The sequence below is a fragment of the Leifsonia sp. LS1 genome (assembly GCF_020521355.1).
Lineage (GTDB): Bacteria > Actinomycetota > Actinomycetes > Actinomycetales > Microbacteriaceae > Leifsonia.
Genome location: NZ_BPER01000009.1, coordinates 80843 through 99252, shown reverse-complemented (window position 1 = coordinate 99252; position 18410 = coordinate 80843). Strand labels below are relative to the sequence as shown.

Below are 18410 nucleotides of genomic sequence, written 5' to 3'. Positions count from 1 at the left end.
TGGACCCGATTTTGGGCCGCTTGGGCGCCGGCGCGGGGGTCAGCCGGCGGCGAGCTCGCGGGCGCGGGCGAGGGCGGCGTCGGTGGCGCGGGCGAAGAGGTCCGGGAGGTCGGCCTCCTGGAGGACCGCGATGGCGCGCTCAGTGGTGCCCTTGGGGCTGGTGACGCGCCGACGCAGCTCGGCGGAGTCGTCGTGAGAGGCCGCGAGGAGCTCCGAGGCGCCGAGGAACGTGCCGTTCACGAGCACGGCCGCCTGCTCGGGCGTGAAGCCCTTGGCGACGGCGGCGTCGGTCAGTGCCTCGATCAGGAGGAACACGTACGCCGGTCCGGACCCGGAGATGGTGCTGAGGGCATCGAGCTGCGACTCGGGGACCTCGACGACCTGGCCGACGGTCTCGAAGAGCACGCGCACCAGCGTGAGGTCCTCCGGTTCCGTGCGGGTGCCCGCGCTGATGCCGGTGACCGCCTTGCCGACCACGGCAGGCGTGTTCGGCATCGCGCGGACGACGGAGACCGACTCGGGCAGCAGGGACTCGAACGTCGCGACGGTCACTCCGGCGGCGACGCTGACGACGACGGCGCCCGGCGTGAGCGACGACGAGATCTCGCGGAGCAGGTCGGGGACCATCGCGGGCTTCACGGCGACGATGACGATCTCGGCGCCCTCGACGGCGCGGCGGTTCGCCTCGGGGTCGTCATCGGTCGCGGACGCGGTGACGCCAGGGGTGTCGGCGAGCTCCGCGGCGCGGGCGGCGGAGCGGTTGGTCACGCGCACCCCGCCGGCCACGGACACGCCGGGAGCGAGGAGCCCGGAGAGGATGGCGCGGCCCATGGAGCCGGCTCCGAGCATCGCGATGGTGGGCAGCGTCACGTTCTGCGTGTCGGTCATGCGGCCATCCTAGGATGAGGGCATGAGCGCATCAGGAGGCACCAGGGCGATCATCGCCGCGTTCTCGGCGAACCTCGGGATCGCGCTGACGAAATTCATCGCCTGGTTCTTCTCCGGCTCCTCCTCGATGCTCGCCGAGGGCGTCCACTCGCTCGCCGACTCCGGCAACCAGCTGCTGCTCCTGCTCGGCGGCCGCCAGGCGAAGCGTCAGGCGGACAAGGAGCACCCGTTCGGCTACGGCCGCGAACGCTACGTGTACGCCTTCGTCGTGTCGATCATCCTGTTCTCGGTCGGCGGCGTGTTCTCGCTCTACGAGGGCTTCGAGAAGCTGGCCCACCCGCACCCGCTCGACAACTGGTGGCTTCCGGTGCTCGTGTTGGCCATCGCGATCGGTCTGGAGTCCTTCTCCCTCCGCACGGCCGTCCACGAGTCCCGCCCGCACAAGAAGGGGATGTCGTGGCCGCAGTTCGTGCGCCGCGCGAAGGCCCCCGAGCTTCCCGTGGTGCTGCTGGAGGATGTGGCGGCGCTCACGGGTCTGGTGTTCGCCCTCCTCGGTGTCGGCCTCACGGTCATCACGGGCAACGGCGTGTGGGATGCGATCGGCACCCTCTTCATCGGCCTGCTGCTCATCGTCGTGGCGATCATCCTCGGCATCGAGACCAAGAGCCTCCTTGTGGGCGAGGGTGCGAGCGACGCGGACGTCGCTGCGATCGAGGGCGCGATCCTCGGCGGCGGCGAGGTCGAGCGGATCATCCACATGAAGACGCTGTACCTGGGCCCGGACGAGCTGATGGTCGCCGCCAAGCTCGCGCTCCCGGGCGAGCAGCGACTCGCCGACGTCTCTGCGGCGATCGACACCGTCGAGCGCCGCATCCGTGCCGCCGTGCCCGCGGCCCGCGTCATCTACATCGAGCCGGACGTCTGGATCGACCCGAACGAGAAGCACCCCGCCACCGACACCATCATCCTGAAGGGCCTGGAGTGACCGGCACCCCCACCCGCACCGCGCTCGTCCTGCAGCACGACCCCACCATCCATCTCGGCAACATCGGCCCGACCCTTGAGGAGCACGGCTATGCGCTGCGCATCGTCGAGGTGACCAGCCCGGACGACGTCGCCGCGATCGACCCGGCGGAGGCCGATCTGGTCGTCGTGCTCGGCGGCGAGATGGGCGCCTACCAGACCGACGAGTTCCCGTTCCTGGAGGCGGAGAAGTCCCTACTGCGCGACCGGATCGAGGCGGAGCGGCCGACCCTCGGGGTCTGCCTGGGTGCCCAGCTCATGGCGGGCGCGCTCGGGGAGCGGGTCTACAAGGGCGACACCACGCAGATCGGTTACCGCCGCGTCGAGACGACGGAGGCCGGTGCCGCCTCTCCCCTCCGCCACTTCGAGGGTGTGCCGGTCGTCGAGTGGCACGGCGACACGTTCGAACTGCCCGAGCGGGCGACCCGGCTGGCCTCGTCGAGCGACTACTCCAACGAGGCGTTCGCGATCGGCGACTTCGCGCTGGCCGTGCAGTTCCATCCCGAGGTCACGGACGAGATGCACGAGACCTGGGTGTCGGACGGATACAACGAGTTGGACGAGCAGGCGATCGACCCCGAAGCGCTCCGGCGCGACCGCGAGCTGTACTCGGCGCGGATGCAGGAGGCCTCCCGCGCGGCGTTCTCGGAGTGGCTGGAGCAGCTGCCCCGCTGAGCGGCCACGGCCGGGAGCGGCCTCAGCGCTTCGCGCGGAAGAAGTCGAGCAACAGCTCGGCGCACTCCTCCGCCAGCACCCCGGCGAACACCTCGACGCGATGGTTGAGCCGACGGTCGCGCAGCACGTCGTAGACCGATCCCACGGCCCCGGCCTTCTCGTCCCACGCGCCGAACACGACGGTCGGGACGCGCGCCGCGAGGACAGCGCCCGCGCACATCACGCACGGCTCCAGCGTGACGACGAGCGTGCAGCCGTCGAGGTGCCAATCGTCGCGGGAGGCCGCCGCGGCACGCAGGGCGAGCACCTCCGCGTGCGCGGTCGGATCGTGGTGCAGCTCGCGCTCGTTGCGGCCGGTGCCGATCACCTCGCCGCGTTCGTCGAGCACCAGCGCCGCGACCGGGACGTCCCCGGTACCGAAGGCGAGGCGGGCGTCGGCGACGGCGCGCCGCATCCACTGCTCGTAGTCGGCGGGGACGGACAGGGACACAGGCTCCTCCAGGCGGGATGTCGGCTAGCCTTGAGCCTATGCGAGTGCACGTAGCTGACCACCCCCTCATCACCCACAAGCTCACCGTGCTCCGCGACAAGACGACGCCGTCGCCCGTGTTCCGCGCGCTCACCGAGGAGCTCGTCACCCTGCTCGCCTACGAGGCGACCCGCGCGGTGCGCGTCGAGCCGATCGGGATCGAGACCCCGGTCACCACGACGACCGGTGTCGCGATCAGCGAGCCGCGCCCGCTCGTCGTCCCCATCCTGCGCGCCGGACTCGGGATGCTGGAGGGCATGGTCCGGCTCATGCCGACCGCAGAGGTCGGGTTCCTCGGCATGGCCCGCGACGAGGAGACGTTCCAGCCGACCACGTACGCGGAGCGTCTTCCTCACGACCTCTCCGACCGGCAGTGCTTCGTGCTCGACCCGATGCTGGCGACCGGAGGCTCGCTCGGCGCGGCCATCGACTTCCTCTTCAAGCGCAACGCCGTCGACGTCACCGCCATCTGCATCCTCGCCGCCCCCGAGGGCCTGGAGGCACTGGAGAAGGCGACCGCCGGACGCAACGTGACGATCGTGCTGGGTGCGCTGGACGAGCGCCTCAACGAGAACGGCTACATCGTCCCCGGTCTCGGCGACGCCGGAGACCGCCTCTACGGCACTGTGTGAACGCCTGCAATATTCCGTAATGATTTGACACCGCGAGTCATGGTTCGCTTTACTACCACCATGACTGACAACTCGCGTACCCTGACCTCCTTCGAGGCCCTTGGGGATGCCGGCATGATGATGGCCGGCCGCGACTCGGTCATGTGTTGCCGAATGTGTCGCTGATCTGACGACCCTTCGCCGAGCCGACCGCCCTCCGACCACCCCCTCGTGATCGGGCGGAAGCTCCCCGGGAGCGCCACACGCACGCTCCCGCGCACCAGCCGTCACCGATACGGCCAACACATTTTCTTGTGCGATTCCCCGCACCGCTCTCCGCACTCATCCATTCGGGACGACCGTCCCGCGGCGACGGTGGACAACAGGGAACGCGACATCATCTAAGGACTTGACTCCCATGTCTCTCGCCACCGTCGACACCTTCCCCCCCACCGCCCTCCGCCCCACCGCTGCCGCGCCCACCCCCGCCCCGGCCCCGAAGATCCGTGCGGTACCGGACGGCACCGAGGCCCGCGGCTTCGTGCTCTACGTCGGCATCGACGAGGCCAAGGCCGCCGCTGCCGGAACCGACCTCGGTCGTATCGTGGAGGCGCTGAAGGCCCTCACCGCCGAGCTCGCCCCGGCCGCGGAGACCTATGCCGCCGTCGCCATCGCCCCGGCCGGCGCCGGCGGCCGTGATGTGGACGTCGTGCGCCTCGCCCTGCAGGACCCGTCCGCGATCGCGAAGCACCGCCACACCGCCGCGATCGACGAGGACGAGGACCGCGCCGCCTCCGGCGTCGTCGTCGACATCTCCCGCAAGCGCCTCATCCTGGACAACCAGACCGTCGCACTCACCTACAAGGAGTTCGAGCTGCTGCAGTACCTCGTGCTGCGTGAGGGCCGCACCATCGAGCGCGCCGAGCTCATCTCGTCGCTGTGGAGCGGTGCGGACGAGGAGGACGTGCCGAACGAGCGCACCATCGACGTGCACGTGCGCCGTCTGCGCGCCAAGCTGGCCCGCTACGAGGACATCGTGCGCACCGTCCGTGGCGTCGGCTACCGCTTCGACCGCCACGCGGATGTCTCCATCCGCCACGCGAGCGCTCCCTCCCCCGACCTGTTCTGAGCCACCGCCGCCCGGCGGCCGCACGCCGGGCACGCGATATCATCTGATTCGACCCTCGGTGACTGTTGACACAGGTTCCGCATGGAACGGCTGAAGGTTTCTCGATGGCCGGGGAGTCGCCGCTCCCCGGCCATCGTTCCCACGTACGGCGGGTACCGCGAACGCGGGACAGGGTGGCGCGACAGGCCGCTATCGTGGAGCGCGTGACTGTCGAGATCCGCCCCGCTTCCTCCGACGACCATGCCGACCTGCTGGCCATCTGGCGACGGGCGGTGGAGGCGACCCACGATTTCCTCACAGCCGTGGAGGTGGACTGGTACGAGGGAATGGTCGCGGGCTATCTCCCGCAGATGACCGACCTCCGAGTGGCGGTCTCGGCGCCCAGCGCGGAACCGCTCGGCTTCATCGCTCAGGACGACGGCGAGATCCACATGCTCTTCGTCGACCCCGTCGCGCACGGTTCAGGCATCGGCACAGCCCTCCTCGAGACGATCGCCGCCGAGCACCCGATCCTCCGCGTCGACGTGAACGAGGACAATCAGAGCGGACGCACCTTCTACGCCGCCAAGGGGTTCGTCCAGACGGGCCGCTCGGAGCTCGACGGAGAGGGCCGCGCGCACCCGCTGCTGCACCTTCGGCGAGCGTCCCCTGACCGGGGTCAGACCGACCGTGAGAGTTCCGTCGTGTTGTTTATCGCTACCGCTGGCCAGCGTCGCATCGCTGATCAGGGATTTGTCCGTGTCGATCGACTGTCCAAGCCCGATAGTCGTCACATCACTTGGCCGCTTCGAGATCAGGGGCGCCTGACGCCGATTCCATGTTCCCGAAGTCGGGGCGAGTGCACCCTCGCACATCCGCCCTAGGTGGACAGCCCTGTGGGATCCCGATTCCCGTTTCCTAACCGGGTTGCACCCGCCAGCAGTTCGTCCTCAACTGAGGTGGGCAGATGCGGGCGCGCCCGGAGGGTCGCGCACGCACTTCGTCGCGAAGGTCGATGCCGAACGGCGACCTCACTCACTCATCCTCGGCCGCCTGTCGACGCAGTGCGGCCAGGCCCAGAACCTCACCGAGGCGGTATTCGATCTCCACCGCCTGCTGGCCCGCCGGAGCCGGGGCCGCCGCCCGCGCGAGGTAGCCGGGCAGCGTCGTCGTCTCGAGGAATTCGGCGTAGGCGGCGTCCAGGTCCGACTCCGGCGGGAGCGCGGCCCGGTTGATCATGCGCTTGGCGGTCGCGAGCGCGGTCCGGTCGAAGGCGGCCAGGCGGGCGACGAGCCCGTCCACGAAGGCGTCCAGTTCGGCGTCGGGCAGGGCACGGGTGACCCAGCCCCACCTCTCGGCGGTGACCGCGTCGTAGTCGAAGGAGGTCAGCACGGCCTCGAGGGCGCGGTCGCGACCCACCAGGCGCGGAAGGCGCTCGGTGCCCCCACCGCCGGGGACCACGGCGGTACCGACCTCGGGCTGCCCGAAGAACGCCTTCTCCAGGCTGGCGTAGCGCAGGTCGAGAGCCAGTGCGAGCTCGTTGCCACCACCGCGCGTCCGCCCCCGGATGACCCCGACGGTGATGTACGGCGCGGTCGAGAGCTTCACCGCGATGTCGGTCCACGCCTGCCTGCCCGTCGCGACGTCCGGTTCCGGGAAGTCGGCGAGGTGCGCAAGATCGAAGTGGTTCAGGAAGAAGTCCGGCACCGCACTGTCGAAGACCAGCACCTGCAGGTCCGCATCGGCGGCGAGTTCGTCCACGATCTCGTGGAGCCGCTGCGCGATCGCGCCGGTGACGAGGTTGACGGGGGCGCTGGCGAACGTGATACGGGCGAGCCGGGCGCTCGTCCGGGTCAGCTTTATCGGGGAGTCGGTCATGTGCGGGGGCCTTTCGAACGGATGGTGGGCGGGGATAGTCAGAAGCCGACGAGGACGACCTTGCCGGCGCCGTGCTTCGCGGCGTGCGCGGCCGCCGCCTCGTCCAGCGGGTAGGTCGCGGCGATCCTCGGGACGAGCCGCCCCTCCGCTGCCAGCTCGGCGAGGGCGGAGAGCCCGAGCCGGTCAGACTCGACGAAGAGACCGGCCACCCGGATGCCCTGCTCCGCTGCGGCCGGGACCGCGGCCGCGAGGCTCTGCGGCAGCGTGGAGACGAGGAAGCCGCCGGGCCGGAGAGTGCGGAGTGCCTTCAGCGGGTAGTCACCGCCCACCACGTCGAGGACGACATCGAGGTCGTCGAGAACCTCGCCGAAGTCGACGGCGCGGTAATCCAGCACCTCCGCAGCGCCCAGGGAGCGCACGTAGTCCGCGTTCGCCTCCGAGGTCAGCGCGATGACGTGCGCACCACGGGCCGCGGCGAGCTGCACAGCCAGATGCCCCACCCCGCCCGCGGCGCCGGTGATCAACACCCGGGTGCCCGCTCCGACGCCTGCCGTCTCGACCAGCGCCTGCCATGCGGTCAGGCCGGCGAGCGGGAGAGCTGCCGCCTCCACGTGCGACAGGCGGGCCGGCTTCGGCACGAGGGCCCGGGCGGGGGCGATGGCGAACTCGGCGTATGCGCCGCCCCCTCGCGGGAACGGGAGGAGACCGAAGACCTCGTCGCCGGCGGAGAGCACCGTCACCCCGGGGCCGACCTTCTCGACCACGCCGGACACGTCCCACCCGAGGACGAAGGGCGGCGGCCCGCTGAAGAGACCGGTCTGCCGGTTCATCCCGTCCGCCGGGTTCACGCCGGCCGCCGACACCCGCAGCAGCACCTGACCGATCCCCGGCTCGTGGCGATCGACCGTCGCCTCGTGGAGGACATCGGGCCCACCGAGCTCGTCCTGGATGATCGCACGCATCGTCTCTGCCATGCCTTCCACGCTAGGAAGACCGGTGGCGCGGACCAATGACTGGAACGTCAGGTTTGGATACGTTCGCGCCAACCCGTCAAATCGCCCAGCCTTCGAGGACGATCTTCCCCACGGTTCGGCCGCTCTCCACGGCCGCGTGGGCACGGCCGAGCGACTCGGCGGAGATCGTCCCGAGGTCCGAGGTGACGGTCGGTCGGACCGCGCCCGCCTCCACGAGCGCCGCGACCTGATCGAGGATCCACGCCTGGTGATGCGAGTCGGGTAGGTGCAGAGGATCGGTGAACATCAGCTCCCACAGCCAGCCGATGCTCTTGTCCTTGAGCGGGGCGACATCCCGCGCGCCGTCGTCGATCGCCACGATCCGGCCGAACGGCTGGACCACACGCGCATAGACCGCCTCCTGATGCCGGGAATGCGAGGTGAACAGCCAGCTGACTCCCTCCGGCGCCAGCGCGCGCACCTGCTCCACCAGATCGCCACGGTGATCGACCACCTCGTGCGCTCCCATGGACCGAACCCAGTCGGCGTTCGCCGCGCCCGCGGTTCCGATCGTCCGCACCCTCGGCGCTCGCGCGCGGACCAGCTGCAGCAGCACCGAGCCGACGCCCCCGCTCGCACCGACGACGAGGAGGTAGCCCTCTGAGCTGTCGGTGATCCCGAGCCGGTCGAAGGCGGCCTCCCAGGCCGTCAAGGAGGTGAGCGGCAGCGATGCCGCCTCTCCGAACGAGACGTTCGCCGGCTTGCGTCCGACCAGGCGGGCCTCCACCGCCTGGTACCGCTGGTTGGATCCCGGGCGCGCGATGCTGCCCGCGTAGAAGACCTCGTCGCCGGCGGCGAAACCCGCTACGCCGTCGCCGACCCCGGTCACCACGCCGGCAGCATCGAAGCCCAGCACACGGAAGCCGCGCGCGGGCGATCCGGCCCGCAGCTTCACGTCGACGGGATTGACGGACACCGCCTCGACCCGCACGACCACCTCGCCCGGGCGGGGCGCGGGGAGGGGCGACGAGCGCACCTCGAATGCACCAGGGTCGGAGGCGGGCAGGTTCGCGGAGTATCCGATCTGGGTGTTCGTGGCCTCGGTCATGGCTCCAGGGTTCTATGCCGCCCGCGTCGGAGTCGATGCGCTCCGGGCTGTTCGGCACGAAAGTGGCGAAAGCTGACCGTTTGATCGCTTCCGGGGGCGCCGGCGGGTTCGGTAACGTCCGTCGGACGGCGCCGGTCGGCGCCGCAACGGAGGAGACCCATGTCGACAGAAGATATCGTCGTCGCCGCCACCGAGCGGCTGTTCAACCAGAAAGACCTGTCGGCCGTCGACGACCTGTTCGGTCCGGTTTACGTGCAGCATTCAGCGCTCGCGCCGGATGGCGTCGACGGGCTGCGGGGACTCGTGAGCCGGCTGACCGAGGCGAACGGCTACGAGCTGGTGCGCGTCCTCGCCGACGGCGATCTGGCGATCACCGAGGGCGTCTTCACGGGGTTCGCGCCGGTCCCTCTCGCCGGCTACGACGTCTGGCGGGTCGAGGACGGCCGCATCGTCGAGCACTGGGACGCTCTCGGCCCGCTCGCCGGCGCCTCCGTCTCCACGAACGCCGCTCCGGACGCCGCGGCCGACACCGACGCGAACCGCTCGCTGGTCTCGACGTGGGTGCGCGAGGCTCTGATCGGCGGTGCCGCAGAAGCGCGGTCCGACTCCGTCGCCTCCGACCTCCGCCTGACCGAGGGAGTCGTCTACTCCGCCCTCCACACGGTCATCGCCGAGGGCGACCTCGTGTACACCCGGTCGGAGGGCGTCGCGGAGACGCCGGTGATCGTCAACGACGTCTGGCGCGTCGCCGACGGCAGGATAGTCGAGCACTGGGGGCTGGTCGTACCGGTGCCCCCGAGCCTCCCGCACGGGAACGGATCCTTCTGACGCGTCCCGCATCGCGTCCGGCACGTCTCCGGACCCGCCTCGGTGTGGCGGGAATCTGTCGTGGGGTTACGATCAAGTCATGACCGTCGAGACACCGCACCGCGTCGTCGTGATCGCCCAGGAGGGCGCCTACCCCTTCGAGCTCGGCATCCCGTCGCGCATCTTCGGTGCGACCGACGGCGCCTACGAGGTCGTCCTCTGCACCGCGACCGGCCGGGCGATCACCACGAACGCCGGGTTCGACGTCCTCCCCGCCGCCGGCCCGGAGGCGCTGCGGACGGCGGACACGGTGATCGTCGCCCCTGTCGACCCGTCCTTCCTGAAACCGGAGCTCGACGACGACATGCGCTACGCGCTGTCGCAGATCCGGCCGGGGGCACGGGTCGTCTCGATCTGCACGGGAGGATTCACGCTGGCCGCCGCCGGCATCCTCGCGGGGCGCACCGCCACGACCCACTGGCAGTGCGAACCCCTGTTCCGGAAGTGGTACCCCGACGTCGAACTCGACGAGAACGTGCTCTTCGTCGACGCCGGCGACATCCTCACCTCGGCCGGAGCAGCCGCCGGCATCGACCTCTGCCTGCACCTGATCCGCCTCGACCACGGCTCCGAACTCGCGACCCGCGCGGCCCGGCGCTGCGTCGTCGCCCCGCACCGGGATGGCGGCCAGGCGCAGTTCATCGAACGTCCCGTGCCCGACGCCCACAACGTGTCGACCTCCGCCACCCGCGCGTGGGCGCTCGAACGACTCGGCGAGCCGCTGACCGTGTCCCAGCTGTCGAGGCACGCCAACATGAGCGAACGCACCTTCACCCGACGGTTCCGGGCGGAGACGGGGCTCGCGCCGCGTCAGTGGCTCACCCGGCAACGGCTCGCCCTCGCCCGGGAGCTCCTGGAGACCACGGATGTCGGCATCGACGCGATCGCCGCGACCGTCGGCTATGCGACGGCGACCTCGCTGCGGAACCACCTCGCCGCGGCACTCGGGGTGTCGCCGATGGCCTACCGCCGCACGTTCCGCACCGCGTCGACCCGCCCGTCGCCCACACGACCGCAGTTCGCCTGAACCCGCACCCACCTGAGGAGAGTCTTTCATGGCCATGCATTTCGATGTCGTCGTTCTGGGAGCCGGACCGGGCGGGTATGTCGCCGCCATCCGAGCAGCGCAGCTGGGCAAGACGGTCGCCGTGATCGAGAAGCAATACTGGGGAGGCGTGTGCCTCAACATCGGGTGCATCCCGTCGAAGGCCCTGCTGCGCAACGCCGAGCTCGCGCACGTCTTCACACGGGAAGCCGAGACGTTCGGGATCGGCGGGGAGGTCAACTTCGACTACGGCGTCGCCGTCGACCGCAGCCGCACGGTCGCCGACGGTCGGGCGAAGGGCGTCCACTTCCTCATGAAGAAGAACGCGATCACCGAGATCGATGGCTTCGGCACCTTCATCGACGCCGGCCGGCTGGAGGTCGCCCTCACCGCCGGCGGCACCGAGACCGTCACGTTCGACGACGCGATCATCGCCACCGGCTCCACCGTCCGGGTTCCCGCGGGCGTGCAGCTGAGCGAGAACGTCGTCACGTACGAGACGCAGATCCTCGACCGCGAGTTGCCGTCCTCGATCGTCATCGTCGGCGCCGGAGCGATAGGCATGGAATTCGCCTACATCTTCGCGAACTTCGGCGTCCAGGTCACCATCGTCGAGTTCCTCGACCGCGCCCTCGCCAACGAGGACACCGATATCTCCAAAGAGATCACCCGACAATTCGCAAAGCTCGGCGTCACGATCCGCTCGTCAACCCGCGTCGACTCCGTCACCGACACCGAGACCGGCGTATCCGTCTCGATCACCGACGCTTCCGGAGCCGAGTCCGTCCTCATCGCGGACAAGGCGCTCATATCGATCGGCTTCGCTCCGCGCACCACCGGCTACGGGCTTGAGAACACCGGCGTCGATCTCACCGAGCGCGGGGCGATCGCGATCGACGACCACATGCGCACGTCCGTGCCGCACCTCTACGCGATCGGCGACGTGACGGCCAAGCTTCAGCTCGCCCACGTGGCGGAGGCGCAGGGCGTCGTCGCCGCCGAGACCATCGCCGGCGCGGAGACGATGACCCTCGGCGACTACCGGATGATGCCCCGCGCCACCTTCTGCCAGCCGCAGGTCGCCTCGTTCGGGCTGACCGAGGAGCAGGCCCGCGCCGAAGGACACGAGGTGGTCGTGTCCCGCTTCCCCTTCCAGGCCAATGGCAAGGCCCAGGGCCTCGGTGAACCGGCGGGCTTCGTCAAGCTCGTCGCCGACGCACGCTATGGCGAGCTGCTCGGTGGACACCTGATCGGCGCCGACGTGTCGGAGCTCCTCCCGGAGCTGACGCTGGCCCAGAAATGGGACCTCGGAGCGCTCGAGCTGGCGCGCAACGTCCACACCCACCCGACACTCGGCGAGGCGTTGCAGGAGGCGTTCCACGGACTGCTGGGGCATGCCATCAACCTGTAGTCCGCGCCGCGGACGCGTGGCGACCTAGCCGCTGAAGGCGCGCCACACCTCGTTCCTCCGCAGCGGCGGAACGTCGAGGACGGGTTGCTTGTCGGTGTTCTGGTCCTCTGTCGGCTCCAGCACCCCCTCCAGGAGGAGTCGCAGCAGGCGCCTCCAGGCGTCCGGAGCCACGGCACGCGTCCGTTCGACGACCGCGGCCAGCGCGATCGACACGAGCGCGAGATCCGTCTCGGCGAGGTCGGAACGCACGCCGGCTACTCGCGCCGCACGGCCGACCACTCCGTCGACCTCCTCCTGGACGCTTTCGCGGAGTGCCGCAAGACGGGACCCCCGGGTGAATCGTGTCGTCATGATCCCGGCGAACCCCGTCGGACCGGACTCCAGCTGCCCGACGCCGACGAGGTATTCGATCAGCCCTTCCCGCGGGTCGGATGCTGCGGCGGCGCGTCGGGCCAGATGCCAGATGTCGGAGAGCGGCGCCGTGACGACGGCCTCCCACAGGGCGTCCCGATCGGGGAAGTGCCGGTACAGCGTGGCCCGCGAGAGGCCCGCCCGCTCCGCGACGCGGTCCAGCGGCGCATTCAGACCGTCCCTGGCGAAGATCTCCCGAGCGGCCGCGATGAGGAGGCCGCGGTTGCGGGCGGCGTCGCGTCGAGGTGCGGGTGCCGAGTCGGTGCTCATGACCCCACCTTAGGGAATACGCGGATCGGCACCCCGTTAAAACGGACACAACTGTTCGTTTATGGATCGGAGCACTTCATGTCCCCCGCACGCCCCGCCCTGGAGATCACCACGGGCACGCTCACCGATTTCGTGCGCACCGCCCACGACGGTCGAACCGTCTCCCTGAGGGAGCGGACCAACGAGATCGTCGAACTCGGGCTGCTCACCGAGGAGCTCGGCCTCGACGGGTTCGCCGTCGGCGAGCATCACAGCCCCGAGTTCGCGGTCTCGTCTCCCGCCGTGGTCCTCGCCGCCGTCGCGGCGCGCACACGCCGCATCGGCCTGGGCACCGCGGTCACCGTCCTCGCCGCGAACGACCCGGTGCGGCTTTTCGAGGACTTCGCGACGCTGGACCTTCTCAGCACAGGCCGAGCGGAGCTGACGGTCGGCCGCGGTGCGTTCATCGAACCGTTCGCGCTCTTTGGCGTGCCGGTGGAAAGCTACGACGAGGTCTTCGCCGAACGTCTTGACCTCCTGCTCCGGCTGCGCGAGCAGCGGTCGATCACGTGGAGCGGACGATTCCGCCCTCCCCTGCACAGCGCCCTCATCGCTCCGACTCCCTTGCAGGAGCGGCTGCCCGTGTGGATCGGAGTCGGCGGCACTCCGGCGAGTGCTGAACGGGCGGGGGCTCTCGGACTCCCGCTGATGATCGGATCGATCGCCTCCTCGTTCGACACCATCGCCCACCTCGCCGAGGTCTATCGCGCCGCGGGCGCCCGGGCCGGCCACTTCGATTCCCTCCGCCTCGGGATCGGTCTCCACTCGTTCACCGCTGCGAACTCGGAGGAGGCGCATGCGATCTACCCCTACTACAGGGACTTCCTCGCCCCCAAGCGGCCGGGCGTGCCGGGCATCCACGTCACTCCCGCGGAGTTCGAGGCGGGATTCTCACCCGACGTCGCGCGCGCCATCGGCACCGTCGAGGAGGTCTCGGACAAGCTGACCAGGCTGCACGAACTCGTGCACTACGACCGCCTCCAGCTCCTACCGGACTGGGGCGGGATGCCACGGAGGACGGCGCGCGACTCGCTGGAGCGGTTCGCGTCGCAGGTCGCACCCCGGTTGCGGTCCCAGGCCGCGTGAGCGAGGACGCGTCAGGCGGCCCGACTCATCCGCGAGCTCGGGCTCGTGTGCCTCGACCCGATCCGCGGCCGCGAGAAGCGCTGTCCGGCGAGCGGCCTCATCGCGAGCCCATGCCGGCTGTGCCTTCTGCGCCGCGAGCATGGCCTCGTCCAGCTGCTTCGAGATGGGATTGCCGAGGCGAAGTGGGCGCGAGCGCAATGCCACGGGGCGATACCTCACGGGTACCTCCGGGACTGAGAAGCCACATGTCGTGAACGATTCGATTACGTATGTCATGTTGCGCGCGGATTTCAGCGACCGTAGCCAGACTCCATTCCCGCACCGGCCTATTCAGCTCGGCTGCGTTAAGGAGCTCTGGCATTTTCTCGAGGACCCGGCCGAAGCTCCATGGAATTGTTGCTCCGCCCACGCCTGGAGAGGCCAGCGTGTCGAGCGCTCCGCGCACCGAAGCTTCGATCTGCAGCTCTGTGCGTACGACGCGCCCCGTCCAGAGCGACAGCTCGTCTTCAGGGGAGAGCTCTACCCCTCCACCGATCCAGCCCCTACGGCCACGGACTCAGTGTGGCAGCGAGTACCTCCGACTCAAAGGCTCGGCGACCGAGACCCGGCTCGTGCGAAAGTCGAGAACGCCATCGGCTCTCCCGGTCCGGGCTCGTGGGCTCCAACAGCGATGGACCGCTCGACTGCGATGTGTTTCCGCGCGTCCATTCCGCCGAAGGACCACTCCCGAAGGCCTAACCTACTAGGCGCCCCGGGGACTAGTTTCATCGCGTGACCGCCGAGTCGGCCAAGGTAGCATTGGGAGACCAACGGCATTCGGTCCGACGTCAGACAGAAAATACAGTCACCGGAAGCGGCCAGAACGATGAGAAACCGGCCAAATGCTTGAGACGGTGGTCCAATCAAACGCGAAACGGCCACGTGCGCTGAGAAACGACAGCTCGGAGGTTAATTCCCAGTTGATCTGACCAAATACTCTCAACTGATCAGGTATTTGTCCATTGTGCGATTCGCCGACGAGTCCACTTTTCTCAAATAGGGTAGCCACTTTTGCGCGGTGAGCCTGCGCGTTGGTGAAGACGCGGGCAGAGCCGATGAGCATGATCCGGAGTGAAGCGTTTAGGGCACCGTCACCGGGCATTTTCGCGGGCGGGTCTTACGGGAATCGCGAACATGTGGAAATCCGCGAAACATCAAGATTGGGATGGGTCGCGCCGGTGTCCCGTTGATCCACCGGCTACTGCATGAGGGTCCGCCCCGTCCTGAGAGTCACTTACGGCTCGACTTGACGCTGTGGCGGGTGATTGGCGTGTTCGTGTCGTGGCTCTGTCGTACTTTTGTTTCCTACTGTGAGAGGCGTGAATAAAGCGCGCATTAGCGAACTGCGGCGGGCACGAGGGTGGACGCAGGAGCGCCTTGCAGATGCGGCCGGTGTCGCTGTGCGTACGATCCAGCGGCTTGAGTCGGGGAGCGATGCGAGCCCGGAGACGCTTGCCCTGATCGCGGGTGCACTCCAGGTTCCAGTGTCCGATCTGTTCGCTCACGTCGAGACGACGCAGTTCCAGGCGGCGATCGACGAGTTGGATGCGCGCAAGCGTGCACAACAACAGCATCGCGATGCCCTGACGCAGGGCGCAGTACTGGTCTTCCGGGGTGTCGGACTCGTGGTGACGTTGGCGACGATCGCGACGACGATGACCGGGGTACTGCCGTGGTGGGGCTGGTTCGTCCTCCCCGCTTACTGGGCAGGCGGCTCGCTCATCTTGCAGGCCACGTTCCGGTTCCTTATAGATCCGCACCTGGACAGCCGATTCCCGCTATCTGCGACGTCACTCAACCTGACCACCTGGTCCGGCGTCGAGCAACGCTGATGTACATCGGTCACTATGCGGCCGCCGCCGCGCTCGTCACACTCGTTCCGGAGTCCCCCGTGCTGCCCGCCGCCGTCGGTGTCGCGTGGCCAGACCTGCTGTGGCCCGCGCTCGTCATCGTTGGTGTCGAGCGTGTCACGGTGAGTCCCACTGACCCATTGCAGCGAGCGGTTCGCTTCGACGCGTACCCGTTCTCGCACTCGCTCGTACTCGGCAACCTCATCGCTATCTTGCCTGCGGTCGTTATCGGGTCGGCGTATCAGAACGTCGTGGCCGGGCTGGTGTTCTGGCTCGCGGCGCTGTCTCACTGGGTATTGGACCTTGTCGTACATCAACCGGACCTGCCCGTGATCGGATTCGGCATCGGTGACCATCGGCTCGGAGCCGGCCTATGGCGTAACCCGCGTTTCACGTTCGTCGCGGAGTACATGTTCTTCGCCGCAGTCGTGGTCACCACCGCGCGCCCGTCGATGCTCGTGGGGGTGCTCGGCGGCGGCCTGCTGCTGCACCTGTTCAATGCGAACTCTGCATTCGCGTTCACGAAACGCAACCCATTGGACACTCCGACGCGCTTCGCCCTCGTCACTCTCGTCGGTTACGTAGCCGCCACCGCGTGGTTCGAGATGGCCTGGGTCTGACGTAGGTAAGCAGCCGACACGCTTCGTCGCGCGGTAAACGATCCCCCAACGGACGGGGACACGTCCTCCTGACTGCCGCTACGGGTTCGCTTCTCAGTCGAACGTCGGATACTCCCACTGGGGAGACCCTTCGAGAGCAGCGAACCGTGCCAATGCCCGGTCGCAGGCGGCGCGCCACCGATCGTTCACAGCCGTGGGCGGCCAAGCGATATGAGCTAGCTGAGCTGCAGCATGAATGGTGCAGCGGAGCATCGTCTGTGCGTCATCGAGCGCCAGGCCCCGAGGTGCTTGGAGGCTGATGTCGGCCGGGGACACATCCGCGGGGTCCTCGCGCACGTCAACTTGTGCGAACATCGCGATCGCGAAGCTCTGACCATGCGCGACAGCCGACAACTGTGAGTAATAGAGATCCCCGTAGGGCGCGTCCCCGTGCGGGCCGTGAATCTTGGACGGGATCACGTCATTGATCAAAGCCGACGTCATCTCGGCGAACTTCGGCGGCGCGTACATCTCAACGCCCTCGCGCTCCGCCCACGCTTTGATCTGTTCCCGGAACTTCTTAGCGGAGATGGGATCGCTGGAGACTCCCGCGATCGATTGTTCGTACCAAACCCCACCCTGGTTCGAACAGGACCTCCGCGACGACATCGCGAAGGCCGACCCCAACGGCCCCTGGGAACGCCTGCTGGGCAAAGACTTCGACACCAAGCTGACCCAGTTCACCGAGACACTGAAACAAATCCGACCTGGACGCTGACCCTCCCCGACACGCGGACAGCGCACGTCGATCAACCACCCCGAACCCCGGTGCCCTACGACCCGCGTATCGATGCGCCCCACGGCGACAGAAAACCACCGATCCGCGGTCACGCAATCGAACCACCCGGCGCTCTCACTCGCCCGCTATACGACCGCAACAAACGCCGCACCGGACTCCGCGACTTCTAGATGAGTGCGCGACGATCGAGTCACCGCCGCCATTCCGACCACCACGATGAGCCTCCTTGCATGACGGGTGCGCCAAGCCCCGCTGCTCCATCTCACGTCATATCCCGGGCGCCGTAGCGGCCAAATCGATGAGAAAACGGCCAAATGCGTGATACATCGGCCAAATCAAACGAGAAACGGCCAGATCGAATGAGAAACGACGCGTCGGGCGCTCATAGAAAACTCGCAGCAAAAATAACGACTTGATAACTAGATTCCGTTACCTCTTCGTTATATGGTTCAAGAGCAATGGTTGTTTGCTGTGGCAGCCATCGCGGAATGTGATTGCAGGACACTCTTGGTGCAAGGGAGAGGGCCGGCCGCTAGCCTCTGCGGCCGGCCCTCAATCTGTCTCCCGGCCCCTCCCCCTCCCTCCCGTGCTGGCACGGATGGCTCTGTCGGCGGATGATGAGAAGATGCGAATGCATTGAGACGCGTTCGAACCAGGAGGCAGGCGTCATGAGCAGCAGCGCCACGGGGACCTCTCCCGCCCGTCATCGCGTCACCGCCGTCGCGGCGTGGGAATCCCTGTTCCGGGCCCAGGTCGCGGTGATGCGATCCCTCGCGGCCGAGTTCCCGACGAAGGACATCTCGTTCAACGAGTACGACGTGCTCTTCAATCTGTCGCGCCAGCCCGACCGCCGGCTGCGGCTGCGCGACCTCAACAAGCACGTGCTGCTCACGCAGCCGAGCGTCAGCCGGCTCGTCGACCGGCTCGTGGCGCGCGGCCTCGTCGCCAAATGCCCGGATCCCGTGGATGCGCGCGGCACCCTGATCAAGCTCACCGACACCGGGTTCGAGATGTTCCGGAGCGTGGCCGTCGAGCACATGCAGACCATCACCAGCCGCGTCGGCGGCCGCCTCGACCCCGACGAGCTGGAGACGCTCGCCGCGCTTTGCGACAAGCTGCGCGGCGCAGCCTGATCAGCCCGGCACGGATCCCTCCACACCTGACGTTTCGGTCGCGACTCTCCCCAAACTGAGCGTCGCCCCGGGGAGCCGGGCATATCCC

The 18410-nt window shown here is 68.4% G+C and carries 20 protein-coding genes; 12 read left to right on the top strand and 8 right to left on the bottom strand.

Annotation, left to right across the window (positions count from 1 at the left end; translation table 11 throughout):
* Positions 1–39 precede the first annotated feature (39 nt).
* Positions 40–888: a pyrroline-5-carboxylate reductase gene (proC, locus tag LLS1_RS15915; protein ID WP_226657055.1), complete on the bottom strand. Its 849-nt coding sequence runs from the start codon at positions 886–888 to the stop codon at positions 40–42.
* 22 nt (positions 889–910) lie between these two features.
* Between proC and LLS1_RS15910 the strand changes: the two genes are divergently transcribed.
* Positions 911–1873: a cation diffusion facilitator family transporter gene (locus tag LLS1_RS15910; RefSeq protein WP_223359300.1), complete on the top strand. Its 963-nt coding sequence runs from the start codon at positions 911–913 to the stop codon at positions 1871–1873.
* The gene (locus LLS1_RS15905) at positions 1870–2586 is read left to right on the top strand and encodes a gamma-glutamyl-gamma-aminobutyrate hydrolase family protein (RefSeq protein ID WP_223359298.1); all 717 of its coding nucleotides are present in this window, start codon (positions 1870–1872) and stop codon (positions 2584–2586) included. Before LLS1_RS15910 ends, LLS1_RS15905 begins: the two co-directional genes overlap by 4 nt.
* A 22-nt stretch (positions 2587–2608) precedes the next feature.
* On the opposite strand, the gene tadA is transcribed toward LLS1_RS15905, so the two are convergent.
* Positions 2609–3076 (bottom strand): tRNA adenosine(34) deaminase TadA, encoded by a 468-nt coding sequence (tadA, locus tag LLS1_RS15900; protein WP_223359296.1) that lies wholly within the window; start codon positions 3074–3076, stop codon positions 2609–2611.
* A 38-nt stretch (positions 3077–3114) separates the two neighbouring features.
* Between tadA and upp the strand changes: the two genes are divergently transcribed.
* The 3 genes from upp to LLS1_RS15885 all read left to right on the top strand — a co-directional run bounded on the left by upp (position 3115) and on the right by LLS1_RS15885 (position 5718).
* Positions 3115–3747, top strand: a complete 633-nt coding sequence (gene upp / locus LLS1_RS15895) for a uracil phosphoribosyltransferase (protein ID WP_223359295.1) — start codon at positions 3115–3117, stop codon at positions 3745–3747.
* A gap of 397 nt (positions 3748–4144) precedes the next feature.
* Positions 4145–4855: a winged helix-turn-helix domain-containing protein gene (locus LLS1_RS15890; protein WP_226657053.1), complete on the top strand. Its 711-nt coding sequence runs from the start codon at positions 4145–4147 to the stop codon at positions 4853–4855.
* A gap of 203 nt (positions 4856–5058) precedes the next feature.
* Entirely contained in the window at positions 5059–5718 is a 660-nt protein-coding gene (locus tag LLS1_RS15885) for a GNAT family N-acetyltransferase (protein ID WP_226657051.1), read from the top strand.
* Positions 5719–5869: 151 nt separating this feature from the next.
* Here the strand turns inward: LLS1_RS15885 and LLS1_RS15880 are convergent, their stop codons facing one another.
* The 3 genes from LLS1_RS15880 to LLS1_RS15870 all read right to left on the bottom strand — a co-directional run bounded on the left by LLS1_RS15880 (position 5870) and on the right by LLS1_RS15870 (position 8773).
* A complete protein-coding gene (locus tag LLS1_RS15880; RefSeq protein ID WP_226657049.1) occupies positions 5870–6712 on the bottom strand; it encodes an enoyl-CoA hydratase/isomerase family protein in 843 nt (280 codons plus the stop codon).
* A gap of 38 nt (positions 6713–6750) precedes the next feature.
* Positions 6751–7686, bottom strand: a complete 936-nt coding sequence (locus LLS1_RS15875; RefSeq protein WP_226657047.1) for an NADP-dependent oxidoreductase — start codon at positions 7684–7686, stop codon at positions 6751–6753.
* Between the two features lie 76 nt (positions 7687–7762).
* Positions 7763–8773, bottom strand: coding sequence for a zinc-binding alcohol dehydrogenase family protein (locus LLS1_RS15870; protein WP_226657045.1), 1011 nt, complete (start codon positions 8771–8773; stop codon positions 7763–7765).
* A gap of 159 nt (positions 8774–8932) precedes the next feature.
* Here LLS1_RS15870 and LLS1_RS15865 point away from each other — a divergent pair, with 159 nt between their 5' ends.
* The 3 genes from LLS1_RS15865 to lpdA all read left to right on the top strand — a co-directional run bounded on the left by LLS1_RS15865 (position 8933) and on the right by lpdA (position 12096).
* Positions 8933–9601 (top strand): nuclear transport factor 2 family protein, encoded by a 669-nt coding sequence (locus LLS1_RS15865; protein ID WP_226657043.1) that lies wholly within the window; start codon positions 8933–8935, stop codon positions 9599–9601.
* Between the two features lie 79 nt (positions 9602–9680).
* Positions 9681–10667 carry a GlxA family transcriptional regulator gene (locus LLS1_RS15860; protein WP_226657041.1) on the top strand — a complete coding sequence of 329 codons (987 nt, stop codon included), beginning with the start codon at positions 9681–9683 and terminating at the stop codon, positions 10665–10667.
* Between the two features lie 28 nt (positions 10668–10695).
* The gene (gene lpdA, locus LLS1_RS15855) at positions 10696–12096 is read left to right on the top strand and encodes a dihydrolipoyl dehydrogenase (protein WP_226657039.1); all 1401 of its coding nucleotides are present in this window, start codon (positions 10696–10698) and stop codon (positions 12094–12096) included.
* A 24-nt stretch (positions 12097–12120) separates the two neighbouring features.
* Here the strand turns inward: lpdA and LLS1_RS15850 are convergent, their stop codons facing one another.
* Positions 12121–12777 carry a TetR/AcrR family transcriptional regulator gene (locus tag LLS1_RS15850; RefSeq protein WP_226657037.1) on the bottom strand — a complete coding sequence of 219 codons (657 nt, stop codon included), beginning with the start codon at positions 12775–12777 and terminating at the stop codon, positions 12121–12123.
* A 78-nt stretch (positions 12778–12855) separates the two neighbouring features.
* Between LLS1_RS15850 and LLS1_RS15845 the strand changes: the two genes are divergently transcribed.
* Complete coding sequence (locus tag LLS1_RS15845; protein ID WP_226657035.1) at positions 12856–13902, top strand: LLM class flavin-dependent oxidoreductase; 1047 nt, start codon at positions 12856–12858, stop codon at positions 13900–13902.
* An 844-nt stretch (positions 13903–14746) separates the two neighbouring features.
* On the opposite strand, the gene LLS1_RS15840 is transcribed toward LLS1_RS15845, so the two are convergent.
* Entirely contained in the window at positions 14747–15004 is a 258-nt protein-coding gene (locus LLS1_RS15840; RefSeq protein WP_226657033.1) for a hypothetical protein, read from the bottom strand.
* 256 nt (positions 15005–15260) lie between these two features.
* Here LLS1_RS15840 and LLS1_RS15835 point away from each other — a divergent pair, with 256 nt between their 5' ends.
* Entirely contained in the window at positions 15261–15773 is a 513-nt protein-coding gene (locus LLS1_RS15835) for a helix-turn-helix domain-containing protein (protein ID WP_226657031.1), read from the top strand.
* Positions 15773–16411, top strand: coding sequence for a hypothetical protein (locus LLS1_RS15830; RefSeq protein ID WP_226657029.1), 639 nt, complete (start codon positions 15773–15775; stop codon positions 16409–16411). Before LLS1_RS15835 ends, LLS1_RS15830 begins: the two co-directional genes overlap by 1 nt.
* A gap of 93 nt (positions 16412–16504) precedes the next feature.
* Here the strand turns inward: LLS1_RS15830 and LLS1_RS15825 are convergent, their stop codons facing one another.
* On the bottom strand, positions 16505–17134 hold the full coding sequence (locus LLS1_RS15825; protein WP_226657027.1) for a hypothetical protein: 630 nt from the start codon (positions 17132–17134) through the stop codon (positions 16505–16507).
* 723 nt (positions 17135–17857) lie between these two features.
* On the opposite strand from LLS1_RS15825, the gene LLS1_RS15820 reads away from it, so the two are divergent.
* Positions 17858–18322 carry a MarR family winged helix-turn-helix transcriptional regulator gene (locus LLS1_RS15820; protein WP_223359292.1) on the top strand — a complete coding sequence of 155 codons (465 nt, stop codon included), beginning with the start codon at positions 17858–17860 and terminating at the stop codon, positions 18320–18322.
* Positions 18323–18410: the final 88 nt, after the last annotated feature.

Bases quoted from the DNA above. Each gene is read 5' to 3' on its own strand.
- LLS1_RS15865 (WP_226657043.1), top strand. From the start codon at position 8,933: ATGTCGACAGAAGATATCGTCGTCGCCGCCACCGAGCGGCTGTTCAAC.
- upp (WP_223359295.1), top strand. From the start codon at position 3,115: ATGCGAGTGCACGTAGCTGACCACCCCCTCATCACCCACAAGCTCACC.
- LLS1_RS15850 (WP_226657037.1), bottom strand. From the start codon at position 12,777: ATGAGCACCGACTCGGCACCCGCACCTCGACGCGACGCCGCCCGCAAC.
- LLS1_RS15880 (WP_226657049.1), bottom strand. From the start codon at position 6,712: ATGACCGACTCCCCGATAAAGCTGACCCGGACGAGCGCCCGGCTCGCC.
- LLS1_RS15840 (WP_226657033.1), bottom strand. From the start codon at position 15,004: ATGCTCATCGGCTCTGCCCGCGTCTTCACCAACGCGCAGGCTCACCGC.
- LLS1_RS15875 (WP_226657047.1), bottom strand. From the start codon at position 7,686: ATGGCAGAGACGATGCGTGCGATCATCCAGGACGAGCTCGGTGGGCCC.
- lpdA (WP_226657039.1), top strand. From the start codon at position 10,696: ATGGCCATGCATTTCGATGTCGTCGTTCTGGGAGCCGGACCGGGCGGG.
- LLS1_RS15870 (WP_226657045.1), bottom strand. From the start codon at position 8,773: ATGACCGAGGCCACGAACACCCAGATCGGATACTCCGCGAACCTGCCC.
- proC (WP_226657055.1), bottom strand. From the start codon at position 888: ATGACCGACACGCAGAACGTGACGCTGCCCACCATCGCGATGCTCGGA.
- LLS1_RS15910 (WP_223359300.1), top strand. From the start codon at position 911: ATGAGCGCATCAGGAGGCACCAGGGCGATCATCGCCGCGTTCTCGGCG.
- LLS1_RS15845 (WP_226657035.1), top strand. From the start codon at position 12,856: ATGTCCCCCGCACGCCCCGCCCTGGAGATCACCACGGGCACGCTCACC.
- LLS1_RS15890 (WP_226657053.1), top strand. From the start codon at position 4,145: ATGTCTCTCGCCACCGTCGACACCTTCCCCCCCACCGCCCTCCGCCCC.
- LLS1_RS15820 (WP_223359292.1), top strand. From the start codon at position 17,858: ATGAGCAGCAGCGCCACGGGGACCTCTCCCGCCCGTCATCGCGTCACC.
- LLS1_RS15830 (WP_226657029.1), top strand. From the start codon at position 15,773: ATGTACATCGGTCACTATGCGGCCGCCGCCGCGCTCGTCACACTCGTT.
- LLS1_RS15860 (WP_226657041.1), top strand. From the start codon at position 9,681: ATGACCGTCGAGACACCGCACCGCGTCGTCGTGATCGCCCAGGAGGGC.